This is a genomic window from Bradyrhizobium sp. (assembly GCF_049519115.1).
In the GTDB taxonomy this organism is placed as follows: Bacteria; Pseudomonadota; Alphaproteobacteria; order Rhizobiales; family Xanthobacteraceae; genus Bradyrhizobium.
The window spans coordinates 1-17,072 of sequence record NZ_JBEKRB010000051.1 but is presented as its reverse complement, the minus strand read 5'-3'; the positions used below and the strand labels follow the sequence as shown (position 1 = coordinate 17,072).

At 59.6% G+C, this 17,072-nt stretch carries 14 protein-coding genes; all 14 read left to right on the top strand.

All coding sequences use genetic code 11. The features are described 5' to 3' along the window. Positions 1–2: 2 nt before the first annotated feature. The 14 genes from ABSE61_RS28770 (at position 3) to ltrA (ending at position 16,131) form a co-directional block, all read left to right on the top strand. Positions 3–1,037: an isocitrate/isopropylmalate dehydrogenase family protein gene (locus ABSE61_RS28770; RefSeq protein ID WP_423874551.1), complete on the top strand. Its 1,035-nt coding sequence runs from the start codon at positions 3–5 to the stop codon at positions 1,035–1,037. 35 nt (positions 1,038–1,072) lie between these two features. Then, a complete protein-coding gene (locus ABSE61_RS28765; RefSeq protein ID WP_423874550.1) occupies positions 1,073–2,464 on the top strand; it encodes a GntP family permease in 1,392 nt (463 codons plus the stop codon). A gap of 98 nt (positions 2,465–2,562) precedes the next feature. Beyond that, on the top strand, positions 2,563–4,221 hold the full coding sequence (locus ABSE61_RS28760; RefSeq protein ID WP_423874549.1) for an acetolactate synthase large subunit: 1,659 nt from the start codon (positions 2,563–2,565) through the stop codon (positions 4,219–4,221). 67 nt (positions 4,222–4,288) lie between these two features. After that, the gene (locus tag ABSE61_RS28755) at positions 4,289–4,657 is read left to right on the top strand and encodes a phasin family protein (RefSeq protein WP_423874548.1); all 369 of its coding nucleotides are present in this window, start codon (positions 4,289–4,291) and stop codon (positions 4,655–4,657) included. A gap of 139 nt (positions 4,658–4,796) precedes the next feature. Beyond that, entirely contained in the window at positions 4,797–6,767 is a 1,971-nt protein-coding gene (acs, locus tag ABSE61_RS28750; protein WP_423874547.1) for an acetate--CoA ligase, read from the top strand. Next, the gene (gene ppa / locus ABSE61_RS28745; protein WP_423874546.1) at positions 6,764–7,291 is read left to right on the top strand and encodes an inorganic diphosphatase; all 528 of its coding nucleotides are present in this window, start codon (positions 6,764–6,766) and stop codon (positions 7,289–7,291) included. Before acs ends, ppa begins: the two co-directional genes overlap by 4 nt. Positions 7,292–7,315: 24 nt before the next feature. Next, a complete protein-coding gene (locus ABSE61_RS28740; protein ID WP_423874545.1) occupies positions 7,316–7,930 on the top strand; it encodes an adenylate kinase in 615 nt (204 codons plus the stop codon). After that, positions 7,927–9,099, top strand: coding sequence for an iron-containing alcohol dehydrogenase (locus ABSE61_RS28735; RefSeq protein ID WP_423874544.1), 1,173 nt, complete (start codon positions 7,927–7,929; stop codon positions 9,097–9,099). The genes ABSE61_RS28740 and ABSE61_RS28735 overlap by 4 nt, the downstream gene beginning before the upstream one ends. A 49-nt stretch (positions 9,100–9,148) precedes the next feature. Further along, the gene (locus ABSE61_RS28730) at positions 9,149–9,883 is read left to right on the top strand and encodes a poly(R)-hydroxyalkanoic acid synthase subunit PhaE (protein ID WP_423874543.1); all 735 of its coding nucleotides are present in this window, start codon (positions 9,149–9,151) and stop codon (positions 9,881–9,883) included. Between the two features lie 10 nt (positions 9,884–9,893). After that, positions 9,894–11,012 (top strand): class III poly(R)-hydroxyalkanoic acid synthase subunit PhaC, encoded by a 1,119-nt coding sequence (gene phaC / locus ABSE61_RS28725; protein WP_423874542.1) that lies wholly within the window; start codon positions 9,894–9,896, stop codon positions 11,010–11,012. Next, the gene (locus tag ABSE61_RS28720; protein WP_423874541.1) at positions 11,012–12,937 is read left to right on the top strand and encodes an acyl CoA:acetate/3-ketoacid CoA transferase; all 1,926 of its coding nucleotides are present in this window, start codon (positions 11,012–11,014) and stop codon (positions 12,935–12,937) included. The genes phaC and ABSE61_RS28720 overlap by 1 nt, the downstream gene beginning before the upstream one ends. A 154-nt stretch (positions 12,938–13,091) precedes the next feature. Further along, the gene (locus ABSE61_RS28715; protein ID WP_423874540.1) at positions 13,092–13,889 is read left to right on the top strand and encodes an alpha/beta fold hydrolase; all 798 of its coding nucleotides are present in this window, start codon (positions 13,092–13,094) and stop codon (positions 13,887–13,889) included. Positions 13,890–13,914: 25 nt separating this feature from the next. Continuing rightward, complete coding sequence (locus tag ABSE61_RS28710) at positions 13,915–14,229, top strand: group II intron maturase-specific domain-containing protein (protein WP_423874539.1); 315 nt, start codon at positions 13,915–13,917, stop codon at positions 14,227–14,229. A gap of 477 nt (positions 14,230–14,706) precedes the next feature. Beyond that, the gene (gene ltrA, locus ABSE61_RS28705) at positions 14,707–16,131 is read left to right on the top strand and encodes a group II intron reverse transcriptase/maturase (protein WP_423874538.1); all 1,425 of its coding nucleotides are present in this window, start codon (positions 14,707–14,709) and stop codon (positions 16,129–16,131) included. Positions 16,132–17,072 lie beyond the last annotated feature (941 nt).

Genomic DNA, 17,072 nt, shown 5'->3' with positions numbered 1-17,072 from the left:
CCATGACGAGCACATCCGGCAAGCTTCCCGCGACACTCATTCCAGGCGACGGTATCGGTCCGGAGATCGTAAAATCGGCGGTCGATATTCTTGACGCGCTCGGCTCCCCGTTCGAATGGGACATCCAGCAAGGCGGGTTGGCGGCCATCGAGGCGAGCCATGATCCGCTGCCACAGGCGACGCTGGATAGCATCCGGCGCACGCGGCTCGCCTTGAAGGGTCCGCTGACAACGCCCGTCGGTGGGGGATTCCGATCGATCAACGTTCGCCTGCGCGAGGAATTCGGTCTTTACGCCAACGTGAGGCCGGTTCGAAGCATGGTCCCCGGAGGACGGTTCGACGATATCGATATCGTACTGGTGCGAGAGAATCTCGGCGGTCTTTATGTGGCCTTTGAGCACTACATCCCGATCGGGGACGATCCGCACGCGGTCGCGATTTCGACTGGCGTCAACACGCGCGAGGGTTCACGCAAAATCATCGAGTTCGCATTTGATTACGCGCTCAAGAATGGACGCAAGAAGGTTACCGTCGTTCACAAGGCCAATGTCCTCAAAGCACTAACCGGCGTGTTTCTTGAGGTCGGTCACGAGGTCGCAAAAAAATACGAGGGCAGGATCAAAATGGACGATCGCATCGTCGATGCGACGGCGATGCAGCTTGTGATGAACCCGTGGCAGTTCGACGTCATCGTCACCACCAATTTGTTCGGAGACATTTTGTCCGATCAACTGGCCGGACTGGTGGGCGGTCTTGGTATGGCTCCTGGTGCCAATATCGGGCCGGACGCCGCGATATTCGAAGCCGTGCACGGTTCGGCTCCGGATATTGCCGGCAAAGGCATCGCCAATCCGCTCGCGCTATTGCTGGCGGTCGGTTTGATGCTGGAGCATATCGACCAGCCGGAACTCGCCAACCGTCTCAGGGCAGCCATCGATCAGGTTTTGCGCAAGGACGGGATTCGCACTCCGGATCTGGGCGGCAAGGCATCCACAACCGACTTCACGCAAAGCATTATCCGTCGGATCAATCAGTAGGCAGCAAACGCGAATCGCGGAAGGAAAGCGACGAATTGACTGAATCCGATATCCAGTTGTTGCTGACCGCGCTCGGCGGTGTGGCGTTGTTGGTGACACTGATCGTCACCCGCATTCGGCTGCACCCGCTGATTGCTTTGCTTGTGGTTTCCCTCGCCGTCGGCATCGCGGCCGGGATGGATATCGGCTCGATCGCCGGAGCGACGGTGGATGGCGCGGGTCGCACCCTGGGTGTCGTAGGAATCGTCATCGCGCTGGGCGCTATGCTCGGCAAAATCCTGGCGGATTCGGGGGTCACCGAGGCGATTGCCGATTCTATCCTTAGCCGGTCGTCCGACAACAGGTTGCCCTGGGCCATGGCATTTGCGGCGTTTATCGTCGGCATCCCGATGTTTTTCGAGGTCGGCCTTGTCGTGCTGCTGCCGCTGATCTTCAGCGTCGCGCGCAAGCTGGAGAGCAAAGGCACAGTCAAAGGCTCGCCCTATGTTCTGATCGGCGTTCCGGTAATTGCGGCATTGGCATCGTTGCACGGCATGGTCCCGCCGCATCCGGGCCCGCTCACGGCGATCGCCACCCTGAAGACAAGTGTCGGACCGACCATGGTCTACGGCTTCATTGCCGCGATTCCCGCGATCGTCCTTGCCGGTCCAATCTATGCGCGGTTCATTTCGCCGCGGATGTCGGTGCGTCCCGATCAAGGGCTGCTGGACCAATTTACCTCTTCGGGCGCGGGTGCGTCGGGGACGACACGCGCCCCGATCGGGATCGGCATCCTCGCCGTGCTGATGCCGGCGATCCTCATGCTTGCCAATACCCTGGGCGAGACGCTGCTTCTCAAGGGCTCCTGGGGCGCCAAGGTCACGGCGTTTTTGGGCGATCCCCTGATTGCCATGCTCGCCGGCGTCCTGTTTGCCTCGATCACCCTGGTCTACCTGCGCGGCGGTAGTACCGAAAAGCTTCGTGATTCTCTTGGTGCCAGCCTCAAGCCGATCGCAGGAATCCTGCTGATCATTGCCGGTGGCGGCGCGTTTCAGCAGATTCTGGTGAAGGCTAAAGTAGGCGACGCCATCGTGCATCTCACGCAGCATTTCTCGTTGCCGCCGTTGCTGCTCGGCTGGCTGATTGCCATGCTGCTGTCGGTCTCGACGGGGTCGGCCACCGTCGGCATTGTCGGAGCGGCGGGACTGCTGGCGCCACTGGCAACGGCCGATCCGTCGCTCAATCTACCGCTGCTGGCCCTTGCGATCGGTTCGGGATCTCTGTTCTTCAACTACGCCAATCACGCCGGCTTCTGGCTGGTGAAAGAGTCCTTCGGGATGACGATGGGCGAGGCGACAAAGACAATTTCAGTCGTCCAGTCCATCGTCGCGCTTGTCGGTCTTGGTATGGTGCTGCTCATGAACTTGTTTCCGGCGCTGCCGTCATGACCGCGCCAGGGAGAGAGATGCTGCGAACGGCTTAAGCCGACCACCGCGCGAAACAGAATTCAGTTATCGACGTTTAAACGGAAGATCAGGAGTACAAAATGCCGAAGGGATCAGACTTATTGGTAGCCGCGCTCGAGAATGAGGGCGTCGACCGAATCTTCGGAGTTCCAGGCGAGGAGAATCTGGATGTCGTCGAGAGCTTACGAAACTCATCGATCAAGCTGATTCTCACCCGCCACGAGCAAGGTGCGGCCTTCATGGCGGCGACTTACGGGCGGCTGACTGGCAAGCCGGGTGTCTGCATCACCACGCTCGGTCCGGGCGCGTTGAACCTGACGACGGCGGCGGCCTATGCTCTGCTCGGTGCCATGCCGATGATAATGCTGACCGGGCAAAAGGGCATCATGAGCAGCCGGCAGGCAAAATTCCAGATTGTGGACGTGGTCAGTGCATTCAAGCCACTTACAAAGCTCTCGCTGCAAATCGTCAGCACGAGCAGCATCCCGACCTTGGTTCGTGATGCGTTTCGGATCGCGATGGAGGAGCGGCCAGGTCCTGTCTTGCTCGAGTTACCCGAAGACGTTGCTGGTGAAGAGACTGAACAGATTGCTATGATCCAGCAACATCCGATAGAAATTCCGGTCGCGCACCGCGCCGCGCTCGACCGCGCTGCCGAGATGATCCTGAAAGCCAAGCGGCCATTGATCATGCTCGGCGCGGCGGCATCGCGTCCGCGCAGCACGGCAGGGATCGGTGGTTTCGTGCGCCGCTCGAAAATTCCCTACTTCACGACGCAGATGGGCAAGGGAACTGTCCCCGGCGGTAGTAACCTGTATATGGGTACAGCCGCTCTCAGCGAGCGCGACTATGTGCACGAGGCCGTGGACCGCGCCGATCTGATCATCGCCATCGGCCACGATACCATCGAGAAGCCTCCCTTCATTATGGGCCCGAAGGGTCCCCAGGTAATCCATGTCAGCTACACGCCGGCCAACGTCGAACGGGTTTATTTTCCGCAGTGCGAGGTGGTGGGAGATGTCGGGCCGAGTCTTGAATTGCTGGCCGACCGCGTCGAGGGGCGGCTGCATAATGCCGGCGCATTGCTGAGCCTTCGCGAGAGTATTTTAACCCGTATCGCCGATCGCGCCACCGAAGATCGCTGGCCGCCCACTCCGCAGCGTATCGTGCACGACGTAAGAAGGGTTATTCCCGAGGATGGCATCGTCGCGCTTGATAACGGGATGTACAAGATATGGTTCGCGCGAAACTATCGAACTTATGTAGCGAACACGCTGCTGCTCGATAACGCGCTCGCGACCATGGGGGCCGGCCTGCCGTCCGCGATGGCGGCAGCGATGCTGTATCCGGACCGCCGAGTATTGGCGGTGTGTGGCGACGGCGGGTTCATGATGAATTCGCAGGAAATGGAAACCGCGGTCCGCCTCAAGCTGAACCTCGTGGTGCTGATCCTGGAAGATTCGGCTTACGGCATGATCCGCTGGAAGCAGGCCGTGGATAATTTCCCCGATTTCGGCCTGACGTTCGGAAATCCGGATTTCGTCAAATACGCCGAGAGTTATGGCGCAAAGGGCTCGCGGGTTGAAAGCAGCGGCGATCTGATACCGACGCTTGAGCGGGCTTTCAAGGGCGGCGGTGTGCACCTGGTCGTTGTTCCCATCGATTACAGCGAAAATACCCGGGTGCTGATCGATGAGCTTCGCGAGAAACTGAAGACGGTCGCCGAACCGGCGACGTGAGCCTTGGGAGCCAGTCTTAGTCGATGACGATCACGTAATCGCAACTGCACCAGAAATGGAGAACACCATGAGCGACAAAATGAACGAGCAGACGGAAAAGATGCGCGAAATGGCGCAGGCTACGCTCGACAAGGCGAGAGACGCCGTATCGAAATACATGGCTGAATCGCAGAAGATGCGCGAGAAAGTCGATTCCAGCGTGCAGGCTTCGTACTCGAGTGCCAAAGAGATGAATGAGAAGGCTGTGGCATTCGCGGAAGCAAATGTGGTCGCAGGATTCGAATTCGCGCAACGGCTGCTGCAGGCGAAAGATCCGCAGGAGATGGGCGCGGTTTATCAAGGCCATCTGAAAGAGCAGATGGAAAAGATGAATGCACAATTTCGGGAGCTTGGAAGTTTGATGAGCAAGCCGGCCCCCGTCGATCTGAACAAGTAGGGATTCACGGCAGGGCAAACATCGGAAGTTCCGGTATTTGTCATTTTGAATGCTGTTTGCGCCTGGCCACATGCACGCCGTATCAGGGATGGCACTTGCCTGCAGATTGCGACGTTTGCCGCGAAGGGGGAGGCTCTAGATGGAATCGTCAGAGGGCTCATTGGTCTATGCCGTGCCGGCGGGCTGGGGTGAGCGCGCGCATGTCGATGCGGCGAAGTACAACGAGATGTATGAGTTGTCCGTTTCGGCACCTCAGGAGTTTTGGGGGCATCATGGCAAGCGAATAGACTGGATCAAGCCGTTCACGAAAGTGAAGAGCACCTGTTTCGATCCCGGCCAGATCGCGATCAAGTGGTTCGAGGACGGCACTACCAATGTGGCGATGAACTGTATCGACCGGCATTTGGCGACGCGTGGCGACCGGACGGCGATCATCTGGGAGGGCGACGATCCCGGTGAATCGAGAAAAATAACCTACCGGCAGCTACACGATCAGGTCTGCCGCTTCGCAAATGTCCTGAAAAGCCATGGCGTCGCCAAGGGCGATACCGTCACGATCTATCTGCCGATGATCCCGGAAGCGGCTTACGCCATGCTGGCCTGCGCGCGGATCGGCGCCGTCCATTCCATCGTGTTCGGCGGCTTTTCGCCAGACGCGCTCGCCGGACGCATCGAGGGCTGCAAATCCAAGGTCGTCATTACGGCGGATGAAGGGTTGCGCGGCGGACGCAAGGTGCCGTCGAAGGTCAATGCCGACGAGGCCGCGAGGAAGGCCGGCGGCAGCGTGAAGACGATGATCGTGGTCAAGCGCACCGGCGGCCCGGTCGACTGGGTCGATGGCCGCGACGTCTGGTATGAAGACGAGACGGAGAAGGCGTCTACCGTATGTCCGCCTGCCGAGATGAATGCCGAGGATCCGCTGTTCATCCTCTATACGTCGGGGTCAACCGGGGCTCCGAAGGGCGTCGTTCATACCACCGGCGGCTATCTCGTTTTCGCCTCGATGACGCATCAATACGTGTTCGATTACCACGACGGCGATATTTACTGGTGCACCGCCGATGTCGGCTGGGTCACCGGCCACAGCTACATCGTCTACGGCCCGCTCGCCAATGGCGCAACCACCCTGATGTTCGAGGGGATTCCGAACTACCCGTCGATGTCGCGGTTCTGGGAGGTCATCGACAAACACAAAGTCAATATCTTCTATACCGCGCCGACTGCGATCCGCTCGCTGATGGGCGCGGGCGAGGGGCCTGTCAAGCAGACCAGCCGCGCCTCGCTGCGGCTGCTCGGTTCGGTCGGTGAGCCGATTAATCCGGAAGCGTGGGAATGGTACCACCGCGTCGTCGGAGATCAGCGCTGCCCGATCGTCGACACCTGGTGGCAAACCGAGACCGGCGGAATCCTGATCACGCCGCTTCCCGGCGCCACGGCCCTCAAGCCGGGTTCGGCCACCCTGCCGTTTTTTGGGGTGACACCGGAAGTGGTGGACGCGGCCGGAGCCGTGCTGACCGGCGCGTGCGAAGGCAATCTTGTCATCGCCGATTCCTGGCCGGGTCAGATGCGCACGGTCTATGGCGATCACGAGCGCTTCATGCAGACCTATTTTGCGACCTATCCGGGAAAATATTTCACGGGTGACGGCTGTCGCCGCGATGCCGACGGTTATTACTGGATCACGGGCCGCGTCGACGATGTCATCAACGTATCCGGTCATCGGATGGGGACGGCTGAGGTCGAAAGCGCACTCGTCGCGCATCAAAAGGTATCTGAAGCCGCCGTCGTCGGCTTTCCGCACGACATCAAGGGACAGGGCATCTACGCTTACGTTACCTTGATGACGGGTACGGAGCCTTCTCCTGAACTGCGCAAGGAACTCGTCACCTGGGTACGCAAGGAAATCGGCCCCATTGCGGCTCCCGACGTCATTCAGTTCGCGCCAGGTTTGCCCAAGACGCGTTCGGGAAAGATCATGCGCCGAATCCTGCGCAAGATTGCAGAGAACGAAGTCAATGCGCTCGGCGACACCTCCACGCTGGCCGATCCGGCGGTGGTCGATGATCTGATCAAGAACCGGCACGGGCAGAAAAAGGCGGCGTCGACATGAATATCGATGCGATTTCGATTGGCGACAATCCCCCCGAGGACGTCAATGTGATCATTGAGGTCCCGATCGGAGGTGAACCGATCAAATACGAGATGAACAAGAAAGCCGGAGCGCTGTTTGTCGATCGCTTCCTCTACACGCCGATGCGCTATCCCGGAAATTACGGCTTCGTACCGCACACATTGTCCGATGATGGCGATCCGATTGACGTGCTGGTGGCAAATTCGCGGCCGATCGCACCGGGCGCGGTGATCAATGTGCGGCCGATTGGCGTGCTCAAGATGGACGACGAGGGCGGCGGCGACGAGAAGATCATCGCCGTGCCGATGCCGAAACTGACCATGCGCTACGCACATGTGATGGGCATCGCCGACATGCCGCAAATCACCATCGAGCAGATCCAGCACTTCTTCGAGCACTACAAGGATCTGGAGCCGGGAAAATGGGTGAAGATGATCGGTTGGGGTGACAGCGACGAGGCGCGACGACTTATTGTCGATGCCATTGCGCGCGCAAAGCACTGAGAATCGCAAGGTGGAGCAGGGTTGATGAGACTGGTTTTGTTGGGACCGCCGGGGGCGGGCAAGGGCACGCAGGCGACGAGAATCGTCAGCCGCCTCGCCATTCCGCAATTGTCGACCGGCGACATGCTGCGCGAAGCGGTCGCGGAAGGCACGGCTTCGGGGTTGCATGTCAAATACATCATGGATCGCGGCGAACTCGTGCCCGACGATGTCGTGGTTTCGGTGGTCGCTGGCCGCATCGATCATGCCGACGCGACGAATGGCTTCGTTCTCGATGGTTTTCCCCGCACAGTCGCGCAGGCCGAAGCGCTCGACCGGGAACTCGCCACCAGGGGTATCAAGCTCGACGCGGTGCTGGAGCTGGAGGTCGATGAAGACGCGCTGCTCGATCGCATCAGAGGCCGTGCCGCGGAAGCCGCAAGTAAAGGCGAGCCAGTACGCCGCGACGATAACCCTGAAGTCTTCAAGACCCGGCTGGATGTCTATCGCGAGCAAACCGCGCCGGTTACCGAATACTACCGGTCACGGGGGCTGCTCAATATCGTCGACGGTCTGCAGCCGATCGATGCCGTGACCGAACAACTTGCTGCTGCCTTGGCAGCATTGCCGTCCTATCAGATCAGGAGTGATGTCAGATGAAACCCTTCACGTTCCAGGCCCCGCCGAACATTCTGTTTGAAGCCGGCGCATCAAAGAAGCTGGCGGAACTGGTGGCCGGATATGGCGCCAAACGGGTTCTGCTGGTCACCGACAAGGGTGTTCGCAACGCGGGCCTGACCGGGAATGCAGAGGCAGGTCTGGTCGGCGGTGGTTGCGAACTCACCGTGTTCGACGACGTGGAGGCCGATCCGCCGTCGCATGTCATCGAGCGGGCGGTCGCGCTTTGCCGCGACAAGGGGATCGAACTGGTCGCCTCGATCGGAGGCGGCAGTGCGCTCGATACCGCAAAGCTAGTCGCCTATCTCGCAAAAACCCCTGACCGCCTTGATGATATCTATGGTGTCGGTCTTGCCAAGGGTGAGCGTCTTCCGCTGTTGCTGGTGCCAACCACCGCCGGAACCGGCTCGGAGGTCACGCCGATTGCGATCGTCACGACGCCCACAACAGAAAAGAAGGGGGTCGTTTCGCCGCGATTGCTGCCTGACTGGGCGATCCTTGACCCGGAACTGACGCTCGGCTTGCCCGCCCATGTCACCGCCGCGACCGGCATCGACGCCATGGTGCATGCGATCGAAGCCTATACCAGCCGGCACAGGAAGAACCCGATGTCGGATCAGCTGGCGCGGCAGGCCCTCGCTTTGCTGTCGGCGAATGTACGCACGGTCTGTGCGGACGGCTCGAACCTCGAAGCACGGTCGCAGATGCTGCTGGGATCGATGCTGGCCGGAATGGCGTTCGCCAATTCGCCGGTGGCCGCGGTTCATGCGCTGGCCTATCCGATCGGCGCGATATTCCATGTACCACACGGATTATCGAACGCACTGGTCCTTACCCAGGTGCTGCGGTTCAATTTGCCGGAAGCGGAGACGCTTTATGCTGAACTGGCACCGATTGTCGATCCTAAGACTGAAGGCCTGTCGGTCAGCCAAAAAGCGCGCTTGTTCGTCGATGCCATCGCCGGCATCTGCAGGGACTGCAAAGTCCCGGCGTCGCTGGCTGATGTGGGGATCGCTGCGAAAGATCTGAAGAAGCTTGCCGAAGATGCGATGAAGCAGACGCGGCTTCTGGTCAATAATCCGCGCGAGGTCACTTTTGACGACGCCTTGGCCATTTACACAGAAGCGTTCGGAAATCGCGCGGCAGCCTGATCAGGCCGCCCTTAGCAATATCCGGCGACGTCGACCTGCGAGGAATGTGATGAACGAAAAAAGCGAATCGAATGTAGCTCCTTCCCAGGCGGCTCCGCAGTGGGCTGATCTTTGGCAGTCGTTCTCGGAATCGTCCAGGCAGATAGCGGAAGCCTGGTCGAGCTCGATGGCCCCGTTCATGCTCGCCCGTCTGCTGGAACACCCGACGGGATTCGCTGCCGGCAACGAGATGTCGGAAGCCATTGAGAAAATGGCGCAGGGACCGCGTTTGGCCGACGTGTGGGACATTGATCGCAAGATGGCGCTGGTTTTCGGGGCATGGATGGACATGCGCCAAAAGCTGGCGAGCTACAATGCGGTGACGGCAGCGCCATGGACCGAGGCCACCAAGAGGTTCATGGAAGCAATGTCGACAGCAACCGACAACGGTAGCAAGCCGGCTCCGGAGTGGCGCGAAGCGTTCGCGAAATGGAGTGAAATCTCCAATGAGGAATTGATCCGAAATCAACGCGGCGAGAGCTTCCTTCATGCACAAAAGGAGCTGCTGCAGTCCGGGCTGAAGCTTCGCAGCCGGCAGGATGATGTCGCTGAAGCCGCGGCGGCGATGTTCGGCATGCCGAGCCGTAAGGATTTTGACGAAGTGACGCGACAATTGACCGAGCTTCGGCGCGAGGTTCGCTCGCTCAGCCATCAGGTCAATGCGCAGCAGCGGGGGTCCCGTTCGGCGCGCGCCAGAGCAGGTGACGCCGTTGTCAGTTCTGAAAACCAGCCGAATACCCAGTGAGAGACCTGTTATGACAGAGGACGATCGGGCAGCTCGGTTTTTTCGAGACATGGCCGCCAACACCGAAAAAATGGTTAAGGCGACGCAGCTGTTCGGGCAGACGAAAGACGAGGACGTCGCCATCGGTACGACGCCGAAGCATCTCGTCATGCGCCGCGACAAGGTGGAGTTGTTCCATTACGAGCCGATCGCGCAAGCGACCGCGAAGACGCCTGTGCTTCTGGCCTACGGCTTGATCGGGCGATACACCATGGCCGATCTCCAGCCTGATCGTTCGCTGGTGCGCAGCCTGCTCTCGAAAGGGCTCGATCTCTGGCTAATCGACTGGGGCCAGCCCGGCCGGACCGAACGCTGGCTCACCATCGACGATTACGTGGATGACTACATCGATGCCGCGGTCGATCGTATCTCTCAGGATACCGGGCACGATCAGGTGACGTTGCTCGGCATTTGCGAAGGCGGCGTCTTCACGACGTGCTACGCCGCGCTGCATCCGGAGAAGGTGAAAAACCTCGTCATCACCATTACGCCGATCGATTTCCATGCCGACGTGAAGGACAAGGCTGCTCATCACGGCTTTCTCAACATCTGGACCCGCAGCCTCGACCCCGAGGATATCGACAATCTCGTCGATACCTACGGTGTGGTGCCGGGCGAATTCATGAGCTCGGTGTTCTCGATGATGACGCCGATGCGCTCGCTGACGAAATACAATGTCGACCTCATCGATATTGTCGACGACGAGGCCAAATTCATGAATTTCCTGCGCATGGAGAAGTGGCTCGCGGATCGACCGCATCACCCGGGCGAAGCGGCCAAGCAGTGGTTGAAGGATCTCTATCAGGAGAATCGCCTGGTGGATGGCAGCTTTATGTTGTCTGGTCGTCAGGTCGACCTGAAGTCGATCACGGCGCCGGTCCTCAATGTATTCGCACTGGACGACCACATTATCCCTCCGGACTGCTCGCGTGCGCTTGGCACGAAGATCGGAAGCCGGGACTATACCGAAATCCCGTTGCCTGGAGGCCATGTCGGCCTGTTCGTTTCGAGCAAATCGCAGGGAAAACTCAGCCAGAGCATCGCCGATTGGCTGGTCGCCCGCGATGTCACCGCTGTGAGCGAAACCTGATGCGTAACAAGATCGTCGATGCCGCGGAAGCGGTTGCCATCATCCGTTCCGGCGATACCGTCGCATCGTCCGGCTTCGTCGGCGTGGGGACGCCCGATGAAATCATCAGGGCGCTGGAGCGTCGCTTCATTGCTACCGGGGAGCCCCGGGATCTCTCACTGGTGTTTGCAGCGGCGCCTGGGGATGGCGCAGACCGTGGTCTTAATCGCCTGGCCCATCCCGGTCTCATCAAGCGCCTGGTCGGCGGGCATTTCGGTCTGGTACCGAAGCTGGCCCGGATGGCGGTCGAAAACCATGTCGAGGCCTACAATCTGCCGCTCGGATGCGTGTCGCATCTGTTTCGCGAGATCGCAGGACGCAAGGCCGGTCTTCTCTCCAAGGTCGGGCTCGGAACCTTCGTCGATCCGGCCAATGGCGGCGGTAAACTGAATGCGCGCACCACCGAAGAGTTGGTGCGGCTGATCGAAATCGACGGCGAACCCTGGCTGTTCTACAAGGCGTTTCCGATCAACGTGGCGATTATCAGGGGCACCACGGCTGACCACAACGGCAACATCTCGATGGAGAAAGAAGCTTTGACGCTCGACAATCTGGCGCTGGCAACGGCCGCCAAGAACTGCAAGGGATTTGTCATTGCGCAGGTCGAGCGCATCGCGGCGTCCGGTTCACTCAACCCGCGTCACGTCAAGATTCCTAGCGTGCTGATCGATTGCGTCGTCGTCGCCCAGCCTGAAAACCATGTGCAGACCTATGCCACCGGCTACAACGGGGCATTTTCGGGTGAGTTGCGCGCGCCGGCGGATCGCAATGTCCCGATGCCGCTGGATAACCGCAAGATCATTGCACGCCGCTGTGCTCTGGAATTGCCGATGGGCGGCGTGGTCAATCTCGGGATCGGTATGCCCGAAGGCATTGCGTGCGTTGCTGCGGAAGAAAAGCTGTTCGACTTTGTGACCCTGACGGCCGAACCCGGAATCATCGGCGGTATTCCGCAGGGCGGGCTCGATTTCGGCGCGGCGATCAATGCCGAATCGATCATCGACCAGAACCAGATGTTCGATTTCTATGACGGCGGCGGCCTCGATCTGGCCTGCCTCGGCATGGCGCAGGTCGACGGCCGCGGCGACGTCAACGTCAGCCTGTTCAATGGCCGTCTTGCCGGCGCCGGCGGATTTATCAACATCTCCCAGAATGCGCGCCGGCTCGTCTTCGCGGGGACGTTCACAACCGGCGGTCTCAAGACGGTCGTCGAGGATGGTCAGTTAAAAATATTGAGCGAAGGAAAGTCCTCAAAATTCATCAGCAAGGTCGATCAGATCACGTTTTCCGGCCGGCTTGCCGCTGTTAACAAGCAGCCGGTTCTTTATGTGACGGAGCGATGCGTGTTCAGACTGGTCCCGGATGGCCTCGAACTGATCGAGGTCGCGCCCGGTATCGATATCGAGCGGGACATTCTGGCGCTGATGGGTTTTCGGCCGATTATCCGATCACCGAAAGCCATGGATGCTTCACTCTTCAATGAAGCGCTGATGCAGCTTGATGACCGGCTTCTCAACCGGCCGTTGGCGGAGCGGCTGTCGTACGATGCGGACCGCAACACGCTCTTCCTCGGTCTCGACGGATATCGTGTCTATACGGAGGCCGACGTCGAGGCTATCCGGGCCGCCATCCTCGAAGTCTTCCATTGTGCGGGCCGCCGGTTTGCCGCTGTTATCAACTACGATTCATCTGACATCGCGTCCCACATGGCGGACAAGTGGTTTTCCATGGCCGCCGAGGTCGAGCGAACCTGCTACCTGCATGCCTCGCGCTACACTACCAGCGCGTTCATGCGCCTCAAGCTCGGCGACGCCTTGTCGCGCCGCGACGTTGCTCCGCATATTTTTGAAACGTCGGCCGACGCCCACCGATTTGTTATCGAATAAGCCGATGGAGTGGAAATCCCCTGAACTGCGTGGAACTTCGCAAGTGTCCGCGGATCGGCCTGAAGGACGACAGATGGCTCCCGATCGAACCGGATCGGTGCGTGGGCTGACCCGGCGAAGCTTTCATCGCATTGCGTTCACCGACTGGGGGCCAGTGTCCGCCGCGCGGCCGGTGCTCTGCGTCCATGGACTCACCAGAAACGGCCGGGACTTCGACCACCTCGCGGCGGCGCTCGCGGGGGCAGGGCGTCGGACCATTTGTCCAGATCTGCCGGGGAGGGGGCAGAGCGATCGGTTGCAGGACAGCAGCGATTATGTCTTGCCCCAGTATTGCAGCGACATGACCGTGTTGATGGCTGCATTTGATTCAACCGAGGTCGACTGGGTCGGAACCTCTCTGGGCGGGTTGATCGGAATGGTTCTGGCCGCGCTTCCGGACAGCCCGATCCGCCGCATTGTCGTCAACGATATCGGACCGTATCTGCCCTGGGCCGGCTTGCTGCGCCTTGGCGCAAATCTCAACGATGCGCCAAAGTCTTTCGAGACGATCGAGCAGGCCGAAGCTTACTTCCGGCGGATTCTGGCGCCCTTCGGGCAGCTCGAGGACGCGCACTGGCGGCACCTGACCACGCACAGCATCGCCTGGAGTGCCAAGGGAGCCTGTTTCAAGTCACTTTGCGATCCGAACATTGCCCATGCCTTTCGCAACCCCTGGCATTACAGCGTGGACCTCTGGAAATACTGGGATACAATCAATGTCCCCATTCTGGTGGTGCGCGGGCAACAGTCGGATTTGCTTCCTGAGGCCGTTCTCAAGGACATGATGCGCCGGAATCGTAATGTGAGTGTTCATACGTTTCAAAACTGCGGACATGCACCGGCTCTGATCGCTGAAGATCAGATCGAGGCTGTCACGAAATTTCTGAACGGCGACGACCCCGGCCCCCGCTGAACGGTTTGCGCCCGCGCGTCGATAGATGGAAGCCGGCAACGTTTGCCACGCCGCGCGCGGGTACTTCGGTTTCTGTCAGACCCCGCGCGTGCTCACGAACCTGGAAGCCTGGATCCGCCGGAGATTGCGTCTGTATCTCTGGCGACAATGGCGGAACGGGCACAACCGATTTAAAGAGCTTCGCCGCCTTGGCATCGCGAAGTTCGCCGCATCGGTCGCTGCCGGTTCATCGACGGGACTCTGGCGCATGTCCGGACACCCGGCGGTTCAACACGCTCTACGAAATCACGTATTCGATTCTCTTGGTCTTCCCCGACTCCATATGCCTGTGCAAGCCTAACTCGATCGAACCGCCGTGGTACGGACCCGTATGCCCGGTGGTGTGGGAGTTGCGCCTTGAAAGCGCGTTGAAGTCTGCCGTCTGCGATGACGGCCGCGGCAAAGCCTAGCGAGCAGCCGCGAACCGAGTCTTGCGTGACGACCGGTAACGGCCGTTGCGAAGCGTAGACAGGGAGGTTGTAGGCCGGAATCAAGTGAACGGGAAAATAGCCCCGAAATCGAACGTGATCGGAGTAGCCGACCCTGTCTCTCAAAGGGGAAGGCGGAACCAAAGGCCACGCCAATGCGAGCAGTCTAAGGTGCTCCCGGGGTTCGTACCGCCAGCATGCAACCAAAGGAAGCAGCGTGAACAAGGGAGATCCATCCGGTTCAAACGCAAGTTTGTAGGGCCCGACGAGCCGCCAAGGTGAGGAAGGCCTGACGACCGAATGGAAGTCAGACTGACTGATATTACTCTGAGGACGGGAGAGCCGGCCACATGGGGAAGCGGTCAGCGGTAGTTGAATTGTTCTTGGGCGACATGGGCTCCATTCAACGGGAGTTACGGCCTTCTATTCAAAGAGAAGATCAGCTGACCATGGAAACGAAACTTGAACAGATAGCAGTGAAAGCTCGAAGGGAGCCAAATCTCCGCTTCACCTCGCTGGCCCATCACATCACGCGCGACCGGGTGCTGGAGAATCTATCAAAGATTCCGAAGCGATCCGCCGCCGGGGTGGATGGTCAGACGGTGGAGGCGGCGAAGAAGAGCTTCGAGGGCTGGATAGAGCCGGTGCTCCAATCCATCCACCGCCAGGGATATCGCGCGCCTAACATTCGGCGGGTCTATATCCCCAAGCCTGGCAAGACGGAGAAGCGCCCCCTTGGGGTTCCAACTGTCTCCGACCGGGCGCTCCAACGCACCACGGCTGAGGTGCCGTCCGCTATTTACGAGCAGGACTTCTTGCCCTGCTCGTTCGGCGGCAGACCAAAGCTCAGCGCCCATCATGCTCTGGGGACCCTTACTGAGGTCATCTCCGGCGGCCTGATCAGCTGGGTGCTGGAGGCGGATTTGAAGAACTTCTTTGGGAGCCTCAATCACGATTGGGTGCTCCGATTTGTCGAACATCGAGTCGGCGATCCGCGCCTGATCAGCTTGATCCGGCGTTGGTTGAAAGCGGGCGTCTTGGAAGATGGAGAGGTTCGTCCGAGCGAGCAGGGAACCCCGCAAGGTGGATCGATTAGTGTGCTGTTGAGCAACGTGTACCTTCATTATGTTCTCGACCTATGGTTCGAACGCGTGGTGAAGGGCCGGTTGCGGGGCGAAGCCCGACTGGTTCGCTATATCGATGACTTTGTGATCTGTTTCCAATATCGATCGGACGCCATCCGCGTACAGGATGCCTTGCGTCTCCGGTTGGGGAAGTTCGGCCTCACTCTAGAACCGACCAAGACCAAGTTGGTCGAGTTTGGTCGGTTCGCGCAAAGACACGCGGGAAAACGCGGCAGGAATCGCCCGGAAACCATCTACTTCCTGGGTCTGACGCTTTATTGTACGCGAAACCGAAAAGGTAACTTCAAGGTTGGGATGCGCACCGAGAAATCTCGGCTAAAACGCAGCCTCCTGTCTCTGCAAGAGCTGAAGCGGCGAATACGGCATTATAAAATCAGTGACCAGGCCGGTGAAATCAACATCGTCCTGCGCGGCCACTATGCCTATTACGGTGTCGCCGGAAATCTCCGGAGTCTCGTAAAAGTCTATCAGGTCGTGGAACGTTACTGGCGCAAAATGCTGCGCAGCCGTAGCTGGGCAGGCCGACGCCTCACTTGGGACGTCTTCAACCAAATCAAAGAACGGATACCGTTGCTGAAACCTAAACTGCGTCTTCCTTACGGGAAGCTGCAGGCGCTTGCAGTGCTGTGAACCACCTGCCGAAGAGCGTGGTGCGGTAAATCCGCACGCCACGTTCTGTGGGAGCGTGCAGCGAAGCTAGCTACCATTCCAGCGGGTGTAAGTCCCGCCGACATAGGAGTCCAATCGATGTCGTAGTCATATCCAGCGACGGTAAGGGTGACCGCTCCGTCGAAAGCCTGGAAGTAAAAGCCTCCTGTGGCTGGAAGCCTATTCCGGTCAGATCCGCCTAGGGAGGCGAGCAACCTGATAGGCCGTAGCAGTTGTGAATCAGTGCAGCCCCGAAATGAACGACCACGTGAAACGGATTGTGGAGGTATCGGGAGTGTCGAGCCAGTGTTCCCATGGCGAAGACCATGTCGGCATCGTTAATTTGGACGATACGATGTCTGAACTCCCCGGGGTCGGAGAGGGCGGCATGTCAGGAAGGAATGAGTAGCGAAAGCTCGGAACCACTCGCGGGTCGCTTAGGCGCTCCCGCACAGCGAAGACATCGCGTATAAGCCGCCGTGCGGTGAAATCGCGATGTGCCCACGAGTGGGGCGGATGGGGTCGATTAAGTGATGACGGCTCGAGACAACATAACTCGAGCAATAGCGAGGACCCCTGGGGAAGTGGTAACCCCACTTCATGGCGGTGCACGATCGAGTCAACGACCCGACACTGTGCGGGATAACTGTTTGACCACGAGGTGTACGAAGGGTGGATGCAAACTGGCCGACGCGCCGCGGATGTTGGGAGCAGACTTAAGCTCGCGTGGAAGCCGGGAAGGCCCCATCTGAAAGCCAGCCTTCCAGCCGTATCGGGGAAAACCCGCCGTACGGAATGATAGGGGGGATCGAGGAAACGTCGGCATCATGCGAAGCCCGGTCCGCGCCTCGATCCTACCCGACCGGAGGCGGGTGACTGCCTCCGGCGACCCGGTGGGTGGCGTCGCGAGACGCCCCCCTATC